This window comes from Leifsonia sp. RCC_180, from assembly GCF_058138205.1.
Genome location: NZ_CP200340.1, coordinates 417,085 through 433,860 on the forward strand (window position 1 = coordinate 417,085; position 16,776 = coordinate 433,860).

The window sequence follows — 16,776 nt, forward strand, 5'->3', positions numbered from 1 at the left end:
GCGCATGGCCTCGCAGCCGCCCGAGCTCGACGGCTTCCACTTCATCCGTCTGCTCGGTTCCGGGGGGTTCTCCGACGTCTTCCTCTACGAGCAGGAGCTTCCCAAGCGCAGTGTCGCGGTAAAAGTCCTGCTGACCGACGGCGTGGATGAGGCGGCCCGGGCACGGTTCGTCGCCGAGGCGAACGTCATGGCGCGGCTGTCTGCGCATCCCTACATCGTCACGATCTTCCATGCAGGAGTCGCGGGCGACGACCGGCCGTACCTCGTCATGGAGTACTGCTCGGGCCCGTCCCTCGCCGACCGGCTGAAGCGCGAGCGCATCGGCGTCGAGGACGCCCTGCGGACCGGCGTGCGACTCTCCAGCGCGGTCGCGACGGCGCACGCGGCGGGCATCCTGCATCGGGACATCAAGCCGGCCAACGTGCTCACGAACGCCCTCGGCTGGCCTGCGCTCACCGACTTCGGGATCGCGTCGGCGCTCGAGGAGCTGCCGGTGCACACCACGACGCTGTCCGAGCTGCGGCGCTCCCCGTCGGACACGGCCACCTCGGGCAGCCGCAGTGTCGGCCTCAGTGTGCCGTGGTCGCCGCCGGAGATGTTCTCGGACGACCCGGATCCGGATGTGCGCAGCGACATCTTCTCGCTCTCGGCGACCGTCCACACCCTCCTCGCCGGCCGCACGCCGTTCGAGGTGCCGGGCCGCTCCAACGGCACGCTCGATCTCATGGGCCGCATCGAGCGCGGGGTCATCACCCCGCTCGACCGCAACGACGTCCCGTCGTCACTGGAGGCGTCGCTGCGTCGCGGCATGGCGACGCGCCGCGAGGACCGTTACGCGACAGCGGTGGACTTCGCGCGGGCGCTGCAGCGCGTGGAGCTCGAGCTCGGGCTCGCGCCGACGAGCATCGACGTGCCGAACCTCAGTTTCCGGGACTCGCGGCCCGCGCCAACACCCGGCGACGGCGACCAAGAGACGCGGGCCCGCTCGGTCGCGACCATCCGCGCGCAGTCGCCCAACTCCGCGCCCGTTCGTGACCGCATCGCCGCGTCGGAGCCGCCGTCCGCCGTCGAGCCGGAGGCGACCCGGGTGCGCGGCGTGGTCCCGGTGTCGCCCGACGCGCCTGCGCGCATCCCCGTCGCAGGCCGGGACGGCGGCGATGCGTCCGCTCCGGAGCACACCGTCCTGCGTTCCCGGCAGGCGCCGGTCGCCGAGCCAGCCCCCGCCGGCCCGGCCGACGGGGACGACACCCCCGCCGAGGCCTCTGACCAGGCCGTCCGCGATCCCCGCCGCCGACTCCTCACCTGGATCGGCGCAGGAGCCGCCGCCGTCGTGGTCCTCGGAATCGTCGCCGCCGTCCTCGCCAACGTGCTCACGCCTCCCTCATCGCCGACGGCTCCCGATGCCGGCCCCGGTGACGGTGGCAGCATCGCGGTGACGGTCGTCCCGCCGCCGGTGCTGGTGTCGGCCGTCCGTTCCACCGACGGCGCGAGCGCCGACTTCACATGGAAGACGAAGGACCCGCAGAAGGGCGACCAGTTCACCTGGGTACAGGAGGGCACGACCAATGGCCCGTCGGTCACCGCGCAGCCGAAGGTCACCGTCAGCGGGCTCACCCCGGGCGTCCCGGTCTGCATCGACGTCGCCACGGTCCGTTCCGGGCGCACGTCCGAGCAGCTGAAGGCGTGCGCCCCGTGACCGCCGCCGCCGTGAAGCCGCTCACCGTGGAGTTCTGCGGCGAGCTCTACAGCGTCGACGCCGGGACCGAATTCGGGATCGGCCGGGAGGCCGAGCTGACGATCGACGACAACCCGTACCTGCACCGCCGCTTCCTCACGGTCGGGCACGACTTCGGGATGTGGTGGCTGAGCAACGTCGGCACGCTCCTCACCGCGACGGTGACCGACGCGACCGGGACGATGCAGGCGTGGCTGGCGCCCGGTGCGAAGCTGCCGATCGTCTTCCAGACGATGCACGTCATGTTCAGCGCAGGCGCGACGACCTACGACTTCACCATCTCCAGCGACGAGGACTACTTCAACACCGCGGTCCAGGTGGATGCCTCCGGCGGCTCCACGACGGTACTCCCGGTGACCCTCACCACCAGCCAGCGGCAGCTGATCGTCGCGCTGGCCGAGGGGGTGCTCACGCAGACCGTTCCCGGCCGGGGCACCATCCCGAGCTCGGCTGAGGCGGCTGAACGGTTGGGCTGGAGCATGACGACCTTCAACCGCAAGCTCGACAACGTCTGCGACAAGCTCGACAAGCTGGGCGTCGCGGGGCTGCGCGGCGGCCGCGGCAAGCTGGCGACGAACCGGCGCGCACGGCTGGTGGAGTACGCGGTGACAACGCGGCTGGTCGGCGTCGAGGACCTCCCGCTGCTCGATCGGGCGGCCGCGCCCGACCCGGACGCGCCTCTTGACCGGGCCACGAACCCGGAGGATGGTGGGGCGGTCGACTGACGCGCTTCCCGCGTGGCCCGGCGGGATCGACCGGCCTATGGGGAGTGCTCCCCATACCGGACGCGTCAGGGGGTCGTGTTAGCGTAGACGCGTTTCCGGCCCGGGGGATTGCAGAGTCTTGGTTTCGTTGAGTTCGTGGTTCCGAGAGCGGAAAACGCTCGCAGTGGTCACTGCTCTCGCCGTCGTCGCCGGGGTCCCGTTGACGATCGCTGTCCTGCACAAGGGCTTCCCGGTCAACGCGGTCGAACTCGACACGCGAGACGTCTGGGTCACCAACGGCGAGAAGCTGCTCGGCGGCCGCCTCAACCATCAGATCGACGAGCTGGATGCGGCGGTCACCGGCGCGAGCGCCGACCTCGACGTCCTGCAGGACGGCGCGGCGTACTTCCTCACCGACCTCCCGCACGGAACCGTCGACCGCATCGACCCGGCGTTCGTCTCGCTCGGGGGCCGTATCCAGATCCCACAGGATTCGCAGGTCGGCTACGGCGGGACCACTCTGTCGGTGCTGTCGCCGGACGGTTCGCTCTGGGTGCTCGACGCCGCCGGCCGCCTCGACTTCGACCGCTCGAAGACGAAGCCCGCAGCGAAGGTCGGCCGGGGAGCGAAGCTGGCGGTCGCGAAGTCCGGTAAGACCTTCGTCGTCGCGCCGAAGGAGAAGCGGCTCGTGACGGTCGACCGGCCGGGGGCGAAGGCGGAGTCTCGCGACTTCCCGGTGCCCGGCGCGTTCCAGGTCAGCGCCGTCGGCGATCAGCCGGTGGTCCTCGACACCCAGCGCAACCGTGTCATCACCGGCGGCGGCACGACCGTAGACCTGCCGGCGAAAGGACTGCGGCTGCAGCAGCCGGGGCTGGACGACCCCGCGGCCGTCGTCGCGACGGCGAACAGCCTCCTGAGCGTGCCCCTCGGCGGCGGTACGGTCACGGCAAGCGCGGCCGGAGCGACCTCGAAGGGCGGTCCCGACGCGGTGTCCGCCCCTGTGAGGCTAGGAAGTTGCTCGTACGGCGCCTGGTCCGGGTCCGGGCGGTACCTCTACGCCTGCGACGGCAAGAAGCCGGTCGGCATCGACATCGATCAGCCGGTGGCCGGCGACGACCTCGAGTTCCGCGTCAACCACAACGTGATCGCCCTCAACAACCTCCGCGACGGCAACGCCTGGGTGGTCTCCTCGAACATGCGGCTGGTGCAGAACTGGGCGCAGCTGAAGCCGAACGACACGACTGTGCAGGGCGACACCGGCGAGGAGAAGCCGGTCGTCCAGTCCTTCGCCGACACGCTCGCCCAGCGCACGAAGGTCAACCGGCCCCCGATCGCGGTGAACGACGCGTACGGGGTGCGGCCGGGTCGCTCGACCGTGCTGCACGTGCTGTCGAACGACACGGATCCGGACGGCGACGTTCTCACCATCTCCGACGTGTCGGCGATCCCTGCCGCGCAGGGCGAGTTGCAGCTCGTCGAGGGGGGCCGCGCCCTCCAGTTCACGCCGAAAGAGGGGCTCAGCGGCACCATCTCGTTCCGGTACTCGATCGACGACGGGCGCGGAGGCACCTCCTCGGCCCAGGTGGATGCGACGCTCAAGCAGCCGGCGGTCAACACGGCTCCGGCGTCGGCGCGGTCGAGCACCGCTCAGACCGAGGTGGGGCAGTCCGTCACCTACAACGTCCTCAACGACTGGGCGGACCCGGACGGCGACGACCTGAGCCTCGTCGCCGCGACCGCGACCACCGAGGACGACGTGCGGTTCAAGCCGAACGGCGACGTCACCTTCACCAGCAAGACGGGCCAGGCAGGGTCGAAGGAGGTCCGCGTCACGATCTCTGACGGCCGTGCCTCCGCCACGGGCAGCCTGATCGTCACGGTGAAGCCCGCGGGCACCCTCGACCCGGTCGCGGTGACCGACTTCGGTGATGGCTTCACCGGTCGGCCGGTAGTGCTGCATCCCCTCGACAACGACCAGTCGCCCTCCGGGGAGCCGCTGACGCTGGTCGGCGCGAATCTCGACGGCAGCGGCGCGCAGGTGACGACCGACGCGACTCGTGGCACGATCACGCTGCGCAGCAACTCTCCCGGGCAGTACTACCTCGTGTACACGCTCGGGGCTGGTCCCAAGACGACCACCGGGCTCGCGCGGGTGGACATCGCCGCGCAGGGAGCGAGCGAGGCGCCGCCGATCGCGGTGACCGACAAGGCGTACGTCCGCCCGGGCGAGCCGACCTCCGTCGCCGTGCTCGACAACGACGTCTCGCCCTCCGGACGCGTGCTCGCCGTGCGGTCGGTGACGGTCGGCAAGGGCGCGGAGGACCTCAATGTGGAGGTCCTGGACAACGCCGTGGTGAAGGTGACGGCTCCGACCGTGCTCACCCAGCAGGTCCAGCTGAGCTACGTCGTCTCCGACGGCATCAACGAGGCGACGGCCGGGATCACGGTGGTCCCCGTCCCGCCGCTCGTGCAGCACCAGCCCCCCGTCGCGGTCGACGACCAGATGCCCGTGCGCGCCGGCGACGTCGCCACCGTGCCCGTGATGGACAACGACTACTCGCCCGACAACGCGCCCTTCACGTTGGATGCGCAGCTGCGGGACGCGAGCGGCGCCGGGTCCGGAGCTGAAGCCTTCGTGAGTGGCGAGACCGTGCGCTACCAGGCGCCCACCGAGCCCGGGCAGTACAACGTGGTCTACGGGATCACCGACAAGTATGGGCAGAAGGCGCAGGCGACCGTGACCTTCGTGGTCGGCGGGCCCGACAAGGGCTCCGACCGCGCGCCACAACCGCAGCCGCTGACGGTGCGGGCGTTCGCGGGTTCCTCGGTCCCGGTGGAGGTGCCCCTCGACGGCATCGACCCGGACGGCGACTCGGTGTCGCTGTCGGGCCTCGCCACGCAGCCCGCGTTGGGCCGGATCTCCGACTCCACCAGCCGGTCCTTCACGTACCAGGCCTACCCCGACTCCGCCGGCACGGACACCTTCACCTATCAGGTGAAGGACACGTATGGGAAGACCGCTACCGGCACGGTCTCGATCGCGGTCATCCCGCGACCCGGCCAGGTCCGGCCGCCGATCGCGGTCAACGACCCGGTGCAGGTGAAGCCCGGTCGCACCATCGCCGTCCCGGTGCTCGACAACGACTCCGACCCGAACGGCTACGCGATCGCCCTGCAGAAGAAGCTGCTGCAGGTGGATGACGGTCTCAAGGCGTCCGTCCACGGCAAGATCGTGCTGGTCACGGCGCCGAAAAACGAAGGGTCTTTCGTCGTCCGCTACCAGATCACCAACGGCCAGGGCGGCGTGGCGAGCGCATTCATTCAGGTGACCGTCACGCCGAACGCGAAGGATGTGCCGCCCACCGCGATCGACCACGTGCTCGAACCGGACGAAGTGGCGAACAAGCAGAGCGTGAAGGTGAACGCGCTTCAGGGTGCGACGAACCCGTCCGGCCTTACCGACGACCTGAAGGTCGACGTCACAGGGCCGAACGCCTCGGAAGCGTCCGTCGGCGACGACGGCAGCATCGCGGTGAAGCCGGGGGAGCGGCGGATCGCCATCGCGTACACGCTGACGGACACCGTCACCGGGCTGAAGGGCACGGCGTTCATCGTCGTCCCGCCCAAGGGCGACGCGACCGCTCCGCCGCGCCTCCGCGACGGCCTGCCGCAGCAGATCGTGCAGGCGGACGGGTCGAAGAGCTGGAAGCTGTCCGACATCCTCACCGTCCCCTCGGGTCGCGGCGTCAAGCTCACCGGCGCGTCGGGCGTGAGCGCGACGAACAGCTCGGGCGGATCGCCGTACGGCGACGAGCAGACGCTCACGTTCACGGCCGCGAAGGGTTACCGGGGACCGGCCGCGATCACGTTCAAGGTGAACGACGGGCGCGAGTCGGGGCAGAACACCGACCGGGTCACGACGCTCGTGCTGCCGATCACCGTCGGAGAACCGGACCAGTCCGACGTCGCGCCGACCTTCACGTCCCCGAGCGAGAAGATCGAGCCGGGCGAGGCGCCGCTGTCGGTCGACCTGCGTGCGTCGAGCTTCCATCCGAACCCCGACATCCTGAGCAAGCTGACCTACTCCGGCGGAACGTCGTCGAACCCGAAGATCCAATCATCGCTGAGCGGATCGACGCTGACCCTGTCTGCGCCGCTCGGCGCCCAGGCGGGGGAGACGGCCACCATTCCGGTGGTCGTGAGCTCGGGCACGCATACGGTCAACGGGACGGTCAGCGTGCAGGTGGTCAGTTCCAGCCGGCCGGTCGCGACGCAGAAGAACCCGCCGCAGACCGAAGAGGTCAAGCGTGGGCAGACCGCCACGTTGAGCGGAGCGGCGAGCGATGCCCAGTGGGTCAATCCGTTCCCGGGGCAGCCGCTGACGATCACCGACGCGACGGCGCAGAGCGCTCCGTCGGGCGTGACGGTGACGCACACCGGGTCGTCGATCAGCGTGAGTGCGGCCTCCGGGGCGGCCATCGGAGCGGTGAACGTGGTTTACCACGTCGAGGACGCCACCAAGGATCCGAAGCGGACCGCCTCGGCCATCGGGCAGCTGAGGGTGACCATCCACGACGTCCCGTCGAAGCCCAGTGCGCCCGCGAACGCTAAGGCCACGGACGGCCGTGCCACCGTGACCATCGCCGCACCGGCGGACAACGGCAAGCCGATCGACTCCTATCAGGTGACCGGAGGCCCGCAGCCCGTCGTCGTCCCGAGCGTGGGGACGGTCACCATCACCGGCCTCACGAACGGCAAGCCGTATGCCTTCGCGGTCCGCGCCCACAACTCGGATGGATGGAGTGAGGCGTCGGCGGACAGCGCGACTGTCACCCCGTACGGCACCCCTGCGCAGGTGGACAACCCGAGGATCACCGGTGACCAATACGCGCCGAGCGACCTCAGGATGACCTGGTCCGCTCTCTCGGGCGTCGCTGCGACCGGTGGAGGAACGGTCACGTACCACTACCGTCTCAACGGCGGCGGCTGGGTCGACACGAGATCGACGTCGGCGACGGCCTCCGGGAAGGGCGTCGACACCTACTCGTTCGAGGTCTACGCCACGAACGACGGCAGCGGGAAGGCCGGGCCGCACGCCACGTCGAACCGATTCCAGGTGCAGAAGAAACCGGACCCGCCGGCAAGCATCGACCTCAAGCAGGGTAACAAGGTGCCCGGCTACGCGCACAGCTTCACGTACGACGTGACCCTCCACAATTTCCCGGCGAACCGCACCTTCCAGATGCAGGCGCACTGCAATGGTGGAACGCTCTGGGCGCCCACGATCAGCACAGACGGCAATGGCTACGCCCACTACCGCGGCGCGCCGGACAAGACGCAACCCTATTGCGGCTACACGGGCGCGTACGTCGTCGTGAACGGTGTGCAGAGCAGCGTGCAGGACTGGTCGCCGTGACCCAGACGAACGAGGAGAAGGACCGAGCATGGCAGTGACACAGGAGCAGGCGGAGTGGTTCGCCGGAGCGTTCTCACAACTGGTGGCGAACGTCGACAAGGCGATCCTCGGCAAGGAGCACAGCATCCGCCTGGTGATCACCGCGATGCTCTCCGGCGGCCACGTGCTGCTCGAGGATGTGCCCGGGACAGGTAAGACGGTGCTCGCGAAGGCCCTCGCCAACACGGTCGAGGGTACGCAGTCGCGCATCCAGTTCACGCCTGACCTCCTGCCCTCGGATGTCACCGGCGTCACCATCTACGACCAGTCGACCGGTCGCTTCGAGTTCCACCCGGGGCCGATCTTCGCCTCCGTGGTGCTGGCGGACGAGATCAACCGCGCCAGCCCTAAGACCCAGTCGGCGCTCCTCGAGGTCATGGAGGAGGGCGTCGTGACCGTCGACGGTGTCGGCCACTCCGTCGGCGCACCGTTCATCGTGATCGCGACACAGAACCCTGTTGAGCAGGCGGGCACCTACTCGCTGCCCGAGGCGCAGCTCGACCGCTTCCTCATCAAGACCTCGCTCGGCTACCCCGACCACGCGACGACCGTCGACCTCCTGCTCGACTCGTCGAACCGGTCGCGCGCGTCCGCCGTGCGCCCGATCATCGCGTCCGACTCGGTGTCGACGCTCGCGCAGCTGGCCTCGGAGGTCCACACCGACGCCAGCGTCATGGGCTACCTGAGCGAGATCGTCACGGCGACGCGCGACGACAAGGATGCGGCGCTCGGCGTCAGCATCCGTGGCGCGCTCGCTCTCGCTCGGGCCGCAAAGACGTGGGCGATCGCCTCCGGGCGCACCTTCGTCACGCCGGACGACATCCGCGACCTGGCACAGCCTGTGCTCGCTCACCGCGTGATCGTCGACCCGGAGTCGGAGTTCGCGGGGGTGCGCGCGGCAGACATCGTAGATCGCGCGGTCGCCTCGGCCGAGCCGCCCGCGTACCGCGCGGCGTAGCACCCGACCGACCCTTCCCACGACCGGATAGGACTCCGACTCCATGACCACCGACAGCCCCGCTCGCGGCCGGCGCCGCCGCGCGCCCGCCGTCGATCAGGCGCGCATCGCGAGGGAACTCGTCGCGGGCGCTGCGTCGCGTGCGTCCGGTGCTGTCTGGGGTCGCGTCGCGCCGCTGGCGCGCGCGGTCGGCAGTCGTGTCCGTCCCGTGGTGGGCGTCGTCAGCACGCTCGGCTGGATCGTCCTCGGCTCCGCCCTGGTGTCAGTGGTGCTCGCGGTGTGGCTCGGCTGGGCGGAGTTCGTATTCATCGCGGCGACCCTGTTGGCCGCGCTCGTCGTCGCGTCGGCGTTCGTCTTCGGCCGGTCGACCTATCGGGTCGACATCGAACTCAATCCCCGACGGGTGGTGGCGGGAGCGCGTGCGCTCGGCCGGCTCACCGTCGCCAACAGCGGAAGCAGAGCGGTGCTGCCGACCCGGATGGAGCTGCCGGTCGGCGAGGGCCAGGCCGACTTCACCATCCCGAGACTCGCGCCGGGGGCCGAGACAGAGGAGCTGTTCGCCGTCCCGACCGCGCGGCGGGCGCTCATCCTCGCGGGTCCCGCGCTCTCGGTGAGGGGTGATCAGCTGGGGCTGCTGCGCCGCACCAACCAGTGGACCGACCAGATCGAGCTGTTCGTGCATCCCCGCACCGTGCGTCTCGCGGCGACGGCCCGCGGACTCGTGCGTGACCTCGAAGGTCAGACGACCAAGGTCATCACCGACAGCGACCTGGCCTTCCACGCCCTGCGCACCTACGAGCCCGGTGACGACATCCGCAACGTCCACTGGCGCACGTCCGCCCGCACCGGACAGCTGATGGTGCGCCAGTATCAGGAGACGCGCCGTTCGCAGCTCCTGCTCGCCTTCGACGCGGAGCGGTCGCACTTCGCCTCGGACGACGAGTTCGAGCTCGGCGTATCGGTGCTGGCGTCGATCGGGTGCCAGGTGATCCGCGAGGAGACCGAGATCCGCGCGTTGTGGCAGGGCGGCGGGATGCGCGTGGAGACGCCGACCGCACTGCTCGACGACTCGTGCCGCATCCAGCCGGTCGACGGGGCGCAGGCGACACTGCGTGAGTTCCTGCGGCAGGCGACGCTGCGCCTTGCGACGCCGAGTCTCGCAGTCACGATCGTCGGGTCTCAGGTGGAGGCGGCGGAGCTGCGAGGTGCGGCTGCGCTGTGGGCGGGCGACACCGAGACGATCATCATCCGGGTGGACGAAGCGGCGGAGCCGAGGCTCACCCGGCTCGGGCGTTCCCTGCTTCTCACCGTGTCGACCCTGCCGGAACTGCCGGCCCTCCTGAAACGAGCCGGCCGATGAGCGCGGCCACCGGCGCTACGCCTTCCGCGGCCTCGCCGTCCGCTTCTCGGCCGATGTTCGACCGGCTGTCCACCACGACGTGGATCGACGTGGCCGTGCTGACCGTACTGAGCCTCGTCGCAGTGGCAGGATTCGAGCCGGCCTTCGGTCACTACGCCTTCGCTCAGGCCGCGATCGGCAGCATCGTCGTCGGCGGGGGAGTCGCCGTCCTCGGACGACTGCTCCGGCTGTCGTGGCCGCTCACCACGGTCCTCGCCCTGGCCGCCTACTTCCTGTTCGGGACACCGCTCGCGCTTCCCGGCCAGGCGCTCTACGGCGTACTGCCGACGCTCGACAGTCTCTCCGGGCTGGTCTTCGGGGCCGTCTTCGGCTGGTCCGACGCGGTGACGCTGCGAGCGCCGCTGGAGGCTCCGCCGTATGTCGCGGTCGTGCCGTACGTGGCCGGTTGGCTCGTCTCGCTGGTCTCGGTGACCCTGGCGGTGCGCTGGCTCCCACGGCTGCGCCGCGCCTCCGCCGGTCGCGCCGCGGTGCTCCTTGCGGGACCGGCGCTGCTGCTGCTCGCGTCCATCCTGCTCGGCACCCGCGATCCGTTCTTCGCGGGCGTCCGCGGTGTGCTGTTCGCGGCTGTCGCCCTGGTGTGGCTGTCGTGGCGCCGTGCGCGGTTCGCCCGCGACCGCGTCGAGACCGACTCCACCGTCCGGCGCAGCCGCCTGCTGGGCGGTGCGGCGGTCGTGCTTGGGGCTGTCCTGGTCGGTGCGCTGGCCGGCGCGGTCCTCGCACCACCGCCGTCGTCGCGGTTCGTGGTGCGCGACGAGATCACCCCGCCGTTCGACCCGCTCGACTACCCGAGCCCGCTCGCCGGCTTCCGGAAGTACACGAAAGACCTGCAGAAGACGAAGCTGTTCACGGTCACCGGTTTGAAGCAGGGTCAGGTCGTGCGGCTCGCCACCATGGACAGCTACGACGGCATCGTCTGGTCGGTGGCGTCGCCGGGCAGCGACACCGACGCCTCGGGCGCCTTCGAACTGCTCGGCAGCACCATCCCGCGTCCTCCGCTGTTCACGGCGGGCGCCAGCACGACCGCCTCGATCGACGTGCTCGGCTACTCCGACGTGTGGCTTCCCACCCTCGGCTATACGAACCGGTTGACGTTCGACGCGCACACGGGTCAGGACCCGACGTCCACGGTCCGCGTCAACACCGCGACCGGTACGGCGGCCGTCACCAGCGGAGTCCGGGACGGTCTGAGCTACACCGTCGGAGCAACGGCACAGAAGGTGCCCAGCGACCGTGCACTCGCCAAGGTCGCTCCGGCGAAGCTCACCCTTCCGACGGTCACCAACGTGCCGGACGTGGTCTCCGCGAAGGCGGAGGAGTACGCCGGCTCGGCCGACACCGCCATCCAGAAGCTGCGGAACATCGAGCGTTCGCTGAAGTCCCTCGGCTACCTGAGCCACGGCCGCGCCTCCGACCCCGTCCCGTCTCGTGCAGGCCAGGGCGCCGATCGCATGACCGATCTGCTCTCAAAAGCACCGATGGTCGGCGACCAGGAGCAGTACGCCAGCGCGTTCGCCCTCATGGCGCGCCGCCTCGGCTACCCGACCCGCGTCGTCATGGGGTTCGCCCCCAAGGTGACCGGCAGCACGACCACGGTGACGGGAGACGATGTCACCGCCTGGGACGAGGTCGCCTTCGACGGCGTCGGCTGGCTGCCGTTCTTCCCGACCCCCACCAAGACGGATGCGCCCAAGAACCAGACCACGAAGCCGAAGCTGGAGCCGCAGCCCCAGGTCCGTCAGCCTCCACCCGCCGACCCGCGGGCCGAAGACCTCCTGACGCCGGTCAAGACCAAGGACAACGATCCGAAGGACAAGGCGAAGGCCTTCCAGCTGCCGGTCTGGGCCTGGGTGTTGCTGGGGGTGATCGGTATCCCGCTGCTGGCCTACTTCATCCCGTTCCTGCTGATCGCCGCGCTGAAACGGCGACGCCGACGTCGGCGCGAGACGACGGGCCCACCCGACCGGCGTGCCGCCGGCGCGTGGGACGAGCTCGCCGACGGCTACGCCGAACTGGGGCTCACCCTGCCAGAGCGCGCTACGCGTCTGCAGGCGGCCGCGGCGCTGGAGGAGCAGTCCGCAGCGCAGGACCTCCCGGTGCCGGACGGCGGACTGCGCGACCTCGCGCGCCACGTCGACGCGGCCGTCTTCGACGGAACCGTGGTCGCCGAGGACCGCGTGCACCACGCCTGGACGGCCACCACGGACGCCCTCGCCCGGGCGACCGCGGCCGCCGGTCCCGTGCGCGCGCGCCTCGCCGCCTTCCGCTACCGCCGCGCGCGCCGCGCCTGACGCCGTCGCCGTCGTCGTCGACGTCGCCGTCGCACGGGGATGCGCTGATCTCCTGAGAACGGGAGAACGGAGGCCTGAATTCAGGAGATCCGTATAGTGGGCGGCATGGACGACAGCGGGTTCATCGTTCCGCCGCCCGGGCTCATTCCGTCGAAGCCGGCCGCCGGCCCGCGCGCGCAGGGGGAAGCCGTCGCTGCCGTGCGCCCGCTCCCGGCGTTCACGCCTCCCGCGCCCGCCGCGCCGGCCGCGCCCGTCCGCCCCGTGTGGAGACTCATCCTGCCCGCCGGACGCAGCGTGCCGATCACACGGGAGGTCCTGCTCGGCCGAAATCCGTCCCGGGCAGCGCACCCCGAATCAACCTCGCACCCCTCCGAACCGGAGTTGATCGCCCTGGACGACCCCACCTCCACCGTCTCCAAGACCCATGCGCTGCTCAGTGTGGACGGCGACGCGCTCACCGTCACGGACCTCCATTCGACGAACGGCGTCCTGGTGGGCGGCACTCGCGTGGAGCCCGGCGCGCCGACACCCATCCGCGACGGCGCCGACGTGCTGCTGGGCGATCTCGCCGTCCGGGTGCAGCGCTCCTGACCGGGCCACCGCGCGCTCGGGTGATACCCTTTCTTTCGTGTACGCGGGTCTTCTTCTCCTTAGCCGCCGCGGCGAGTCCTAGCATCAGGCCACCCTCGCCGCGGAGTCCGTCGACGGCTGATCCGTTACACGCTAAGGAGTCCGTTAGAGCATGAGCACCCCCACCGGTCCACTGACTTTGGCCGAGAAGGTCTGGAACGACCATCTGGTCGCCAAGGGCGAGGAGGGTTCGCCCGACCTCATCTACATCGACCTGCACCTGGTGCACGAGGTCACCAGCCCGCAGGCCTTCGACGGCCTCCGGATGGCTGGCCGCCCGGTCCGTCGGCCCGATCTCACGATCGCCACCGAAGACCACAACACGCCGACGATCGGCATCGACAAGCCCATCGCAGACCTCACCAGCCGCACCCAGATCGAGACGCTGCGTCGCAACGCCGAGGAGTTCGGCATCCGCCTGCACTCGCTGGGCGATGTCGAGCAGGGGATCGTGCACGTCGTCGGCCCGCAGCTGGGCCTCACGATGCCCGGCATCACCGTCGTCTGCGGCGACTCGCACACCTCCACGCACGGCGCGTTCGGCGCCATGGCGTTCGGGATCGGCACCAGCGAGGTCGAGCACGTGCTCGCCACGCAGACCCTCCCGCTGAAGCCGTTCAGAACCATGGCGATCACGGTCGAGGGCGAGCTGCGCCCCGGCGTCACCGCGAAGGACATCATCCTCGCCGTCATCGCCAAGATCGGCACCGGCGGCGGCCAGGGCTACGTCCTGGAGTACCGCGGCAGCGCCATCCGCTCGCTCTCCATGGAGGGCCGGATGACGATCTGCAACATGTCGATCGAGGCGGGAGCCCGCGCCGGGATGGTCGCGCCCGACGAGACGACGTACGCCTACCTGAAGGGCCGCCCGCACGCTCCGGAGGGCGCCGACTGGGATGACGCGGTCGCCTACTGGAGCACCCTGCAGACCGACGACGCCGCCGTCTTCGACGCCGAGGTGTACCTCGACGCCGCCGAGATCGAGCCGTTCGTCACTTGGGGCACGAACCCGGGCCAGGGCGTGTCGCTCAGCCAGGCCGTGCCCGACCCGGCGGCGATCGCCGACCCGAACGCCCGCGCCGCCGCCGAGCGTGCCCTGGAGTACATGGACCTCGAGCCCGGCACGCCGATGAAGAGCATCCCGGTGGATGCGGTCTTCATGGGCTCGTGCACCAACAGTCGCATCGAGGACCTCCGCGCCTTCGCCTCCATCATCAAGGGTCACAAGAAGGCCGACGGGGTACGCGTCATGGTCGTCCCCGGCTCTGCGCGCGTGCGCATCGAGGCCGAGGCGGAGGGCATCGACAAGATCGTCGAGGAGTTCGGCGCCGAGTGGCGTTTCGCCGGATGCTCCATGTGCCTCGGGATGAACCCGGACCAGCTGGCGCCGGGAGAGCGTTGCGCTTCCACGTCGAACCGCAACTTCGAGGGTCGCCAGGGCAAGGGCGGCCGTACTCACCTCGTCTCGCCGCTCGTGGCGGCCGCGACGGCGATCCGCGGCACGCTCTCGAGCCCCTGGGACTTGGAGAGCGAAGGCGGCGACACGCCGAACGGTAGCGGCACGGATGCCCGCATCGGGGAGAAGGTGGGCGCCTGATGGAGAAGTTCGAGACCGTCACAGGAACGGCCGTCCCCTTCCGGCGCTCCGACGTCGACACCGACCAGATCATCCCGGCGGTGTTCCTCAAGCGTGTCACCAAGACCGGCTTCGAGGACGCCCTCTTCCACGCCTGGCGGCAGGACCCGGATTTCATCCTGAACCGTCCCGAGTACCAGGGCGCCACGGTGCTCGTCGCCGGCTCCGATTTCGGCACGGGTTCGTCACGCGAACATGCCGTCTGGGCGCTCCGCGACTTCGGCTTCCGCGTCGTTCTGAGCCCCCGGTTCGCGGACATATTCCGGGGCAACGCGGGCAAGCAGGGCCTGCTCACGGGCATCATCTCCGAGGAGGACGCCGAGCGCCTGTGGAACGCCATCGAGGCGCAGCCGGGAATAGCGGCGACGGTCGATCTGGTTGCCAAGACTGCGACGGTCGGTGAGGTCCAGGTCTCTTTCGAGATCGACGACTACACTCGCTGGCGTTTGCTCGAAGGGCTGGATGACATCGCCCTGACCTTGCGCGACGAGGCGCGAATCTCCGAATACGAATCGGGCCGTGCCAGTTGGCGGCCCACGACCCTCCCGGTGAAACTTTGACATCTCTTCTTCAGGACGCACAGGCAGCAGGAGCACGCGTTGGCCTCAAGGGTGACCGCATCACCATCAACGGTGGTCGCCCCCTCGAGGGGCGCATCGAGGTGCGCGGCGCCAAGAACTTCGTCACGAAGGCCATGGTCGCGGCGATCCTCGGCGAGAGCCCGAGCGTGCTGCGGAACGTGCCCGACATCTCCGACGTCCGCGTGGTCCGCGGGCTGCTGGAGGTGCACGGCGTGAAGGTGACGGACGGCGCCGAGGAGGGCGAGCTCCTGCTCGACCCCAGCGCGGTCGAGTCGGCGCACATGGCCGACATCGACGCGCACGCGGGCTCCAGCCGCATCCCGATCCTGTTCTGCGGCCCACTCCTGCACCGGCTGGGCGAGGCGTTCATCCCCGACCTCGGCGGCTGCCGCATCGGCGACCGCCCGATCGACTACCACCTTGAGGTGCTGCGCAAGTTCGGCGCCGTGGTGGACAAGCTGCCGAGCGGCATCCGGATGACGGCCCCGAACGGACTGCACGGTGCGAAGCTCGAGCTGCCGTACCCGAGCGTCGGGGCGACGGAGCAGGTGCTCCTCACCGCGGTGCGCGCCGACGGCATCACCGAGCTCAAGGGCGCGGCGATCGAGCCCGAGATCATGGATCTCATCAACGTCCTGCAGAAGATGGGCGCGATCATCTCGGTCGACACCGACCGCGTGATCCGCATCGAGGGCGTCGACTCGCTCTCCGGCTACAGCCACACCGCCCTGTTCGACCGGAACGAGGCCGCGAGCTGGGCTGCTGCCGCACTCGCGACCGGCGGCGACATCTTCGTCGGCGGCGCACGCCAGCCCGAGATGCTGACCTTCCTCAACGTCTTCCGCAAGGTCGGCGGCGCGTTCGAGATCCACGACGACGGCATCCGCTTCTACCACCCGGGCGGCGAGCTCAAGCCGGTGGTCATCGAGACCGATGTCCACCCCGGCTTCATGACCGACTGGCAGCAGCCGCTGGTCGTGGCGCTCACGAAGGCGTCCGGCGTGTCGATCGTGCACGAGACCGTGTACGAGCAGCGCTTCGGCTTCGTGGATGCCCTGGTGGACATGGGCGCGAAGATCCAGGTCCACAAGGAGTGCCTCGGCGGTCACCCGTGCCGCTTCGGTCAGCGCAACTTCAACCACTCGGCCGTCATCATGGGCCCGGTGGAGCTGAAGGGCGCCGACATCGAGGTCCCGGATCTCCGCGGAGGCTTCAGCCACCTCATCGCGGCTCTGACCGCCGAGGGGCGTTCGACCGTCAGCAACGTGGGCATCATCAGCCGCGGCTACGAGAACTTCATCACGAAGCTCCAGCTGCTCGGTGCTGATTTCGTCCTCGAAGGCTGAGCGACCGGATTCATCCACAGGTC

10 protein-coding genes are annotated in these 16,776 nt (G+C 69.9%); all 10 read left to right on the top strand.

Annotated features, from left to right (window positions below):
* Positions 1–4 precede the first annotated feature (4 nt).
* The 10 genes from AB7E03_RS02135 to murA all read left to right on the top strand — a co-directional run bounded on the left by AB7E03_RS02135 (position 5) and on the right by murA (position 16,753).
* Positions 5–1,696, top strand: a complete 1,692-nt coding sequence (locus AB7E03_RS02135; protein WP_489938894.1) for a serine/threonine-protein kinase — start codon at positions 5–7, stop codon at positions 1,694–1,696.
* Complete coding sequence (locus AB7E03_RS02140; protein WP_489938896.1) at positions 1,684–2,460, top strand: hypothetical protein; 777 nt, start codon at positions 1,684–1,686, stop codon at positions 2,458–2,460. The genes AB7E03_RS02135 and AB7E03_RS02140 overlap by 13 nt, the downstream gene beginning before the upstream one ends.
* A gap of 163 nt (positions 2,461–2,623) precedes the next feature.
* Positions 2,624–7,855, top strand: coding sequence for an Ig-like domain-containing protein (locus AB7E03_RS02145; RefSeq protein WP_489938898.1), 5,232 nt, complete (start codon positions 2,624–2,626; stop codon positions 7,853–7,855).
* 34 nt (positions 7,856–7,889) lie between these two features.
* Positions 7,890–8,852, top strand: a complete 963-nt coding sequence (locus tag AB7E03_RS02150; RefSeq protein ID WP_489942842.1) for an AAA family ATPase — start codon at positions 7,890–7,892, stop codon at positions 8,850–8,852.
* 43 nt (positions 8,853–8,895) lie between these two features.
* Positions 8,896–10,212 (top strand): DUF58 domain-containing protein, encoded by a 1,317-nt coding sequence (locus tag AB7E03_RS02155; protein WP_489938900.1) that lies wholly within the window; start codon positions 8,896–8,898, stop codon positions 10,210–10,212.
* Positions 10,209–12,560 (top strand): transglutaminase-like domain-containing protein, encoded by a 2,352-nt coding sequence (locus AB7E03_RS02160; protein ID WP_489938902.1) that lies wholly within the window; start codon positions 10,209–10,211, stop codon positions 12,558–12,560. Before AB7E03_RS02155 ends, AB7E03_RS02160 begins: the two co-directional genes overlap by 4 nt.
* A 105-nt stretch (positions 12,561–12,665) precedes the next feature.
* The gene (locus tag AB7E03_RS02165) at positions 12,666–13,151 is read left to right on the top strand and encodes an FHA domain-containing protein (RefSeq protein ID WP_489938904.1); all 486 of its coding nucleotides are present in this window, start codon (positions 12,666–12,668) and stop codon (positions 13,149–13,151) included.
* A 151-nt stretch (positions 13,152–13,302) separates the two neighbouring features.
* A complete protein-coding gene (gene leuC / locus AB7E03_RS02170) occupies positions 13,303–14,787 on the top strand; it encodes a 3-isopropylmalate dehydratase large subunit (protein ID WP_489938906.1) in 1,485 nt (494 codons plus the stop codon).
* A complete protein-coding gene (leuD, locus tag AB7E03_RS02175) occupies positions 14,787–15,386 on the top strand; it encodes a 3-isopropylmalate dehydratase small subunit (RefSeq protein WP_441782545.1) in 600 nt (199 codons plus the stop codon). The genes leuC and leuD overlap by 1 nt, the downstream gene beginning before the upstream one ends.
* Complete coding sequence (murA, locus tag AB7E03_RS02180; protein WP_489938908.1) at positions 15,383–16,753, top strand: UDP-N-acetylglucosamine 1-carboxyvinyltransferase; 1,371 nt, start codon at positions 15,383–15,385, stop codon at positions 16,751–16,753. Before leuD ends, murA begins: the two co-directional genes overlap by 4 nt.
* The last annotated feature ends 23 nt before the right edge of the window (positions 16,754–16,776 follow it).

Coding starts and splice junctions, on each gene's coding strand:
- AB7E03_RS02135 (WP_489938894.1), top strand. CDS start 5: ATGGCCTCGCAGCCGCCCGAGCTCGACGGCTTCCACTTCATCCGTCTG.
- AB7E03_RS02155 (WP_489938900.1), top strand. CDS start 8,896: ATGACCACCGACAGCCCCGCTCGCGGCCGGCGCCGCCGCGCGCCCGCC.
- AB7E03_RS02160 (WP_489938902.1), top strand. CDS start 10,209: ATGAGCGCGGCCACCGGCGCTACGCCTTCCGCGGCCTCGCCGTCCGCT.
- AB7E03_RS02165 (WP_489938904.1), top strand. CDS start 12,666: ATGGACGACAGCGGGTTCATCGTTCCGCCGCCCGGGCTCATTCCGTCG.
- leuC (WP_489938906.1), top strand. CDS start 13,303: ATGAGCACCCCCACCGGTCCACTGACTTTGGCCGAGAAGGTCTGGAAC.
- leuD (WP_441782545.1), top strand. CDS start 14,787: ATGGAGAAGTTCGAGACCGTCACAGGAACGGCCGTCCCCTTCCGGCGC.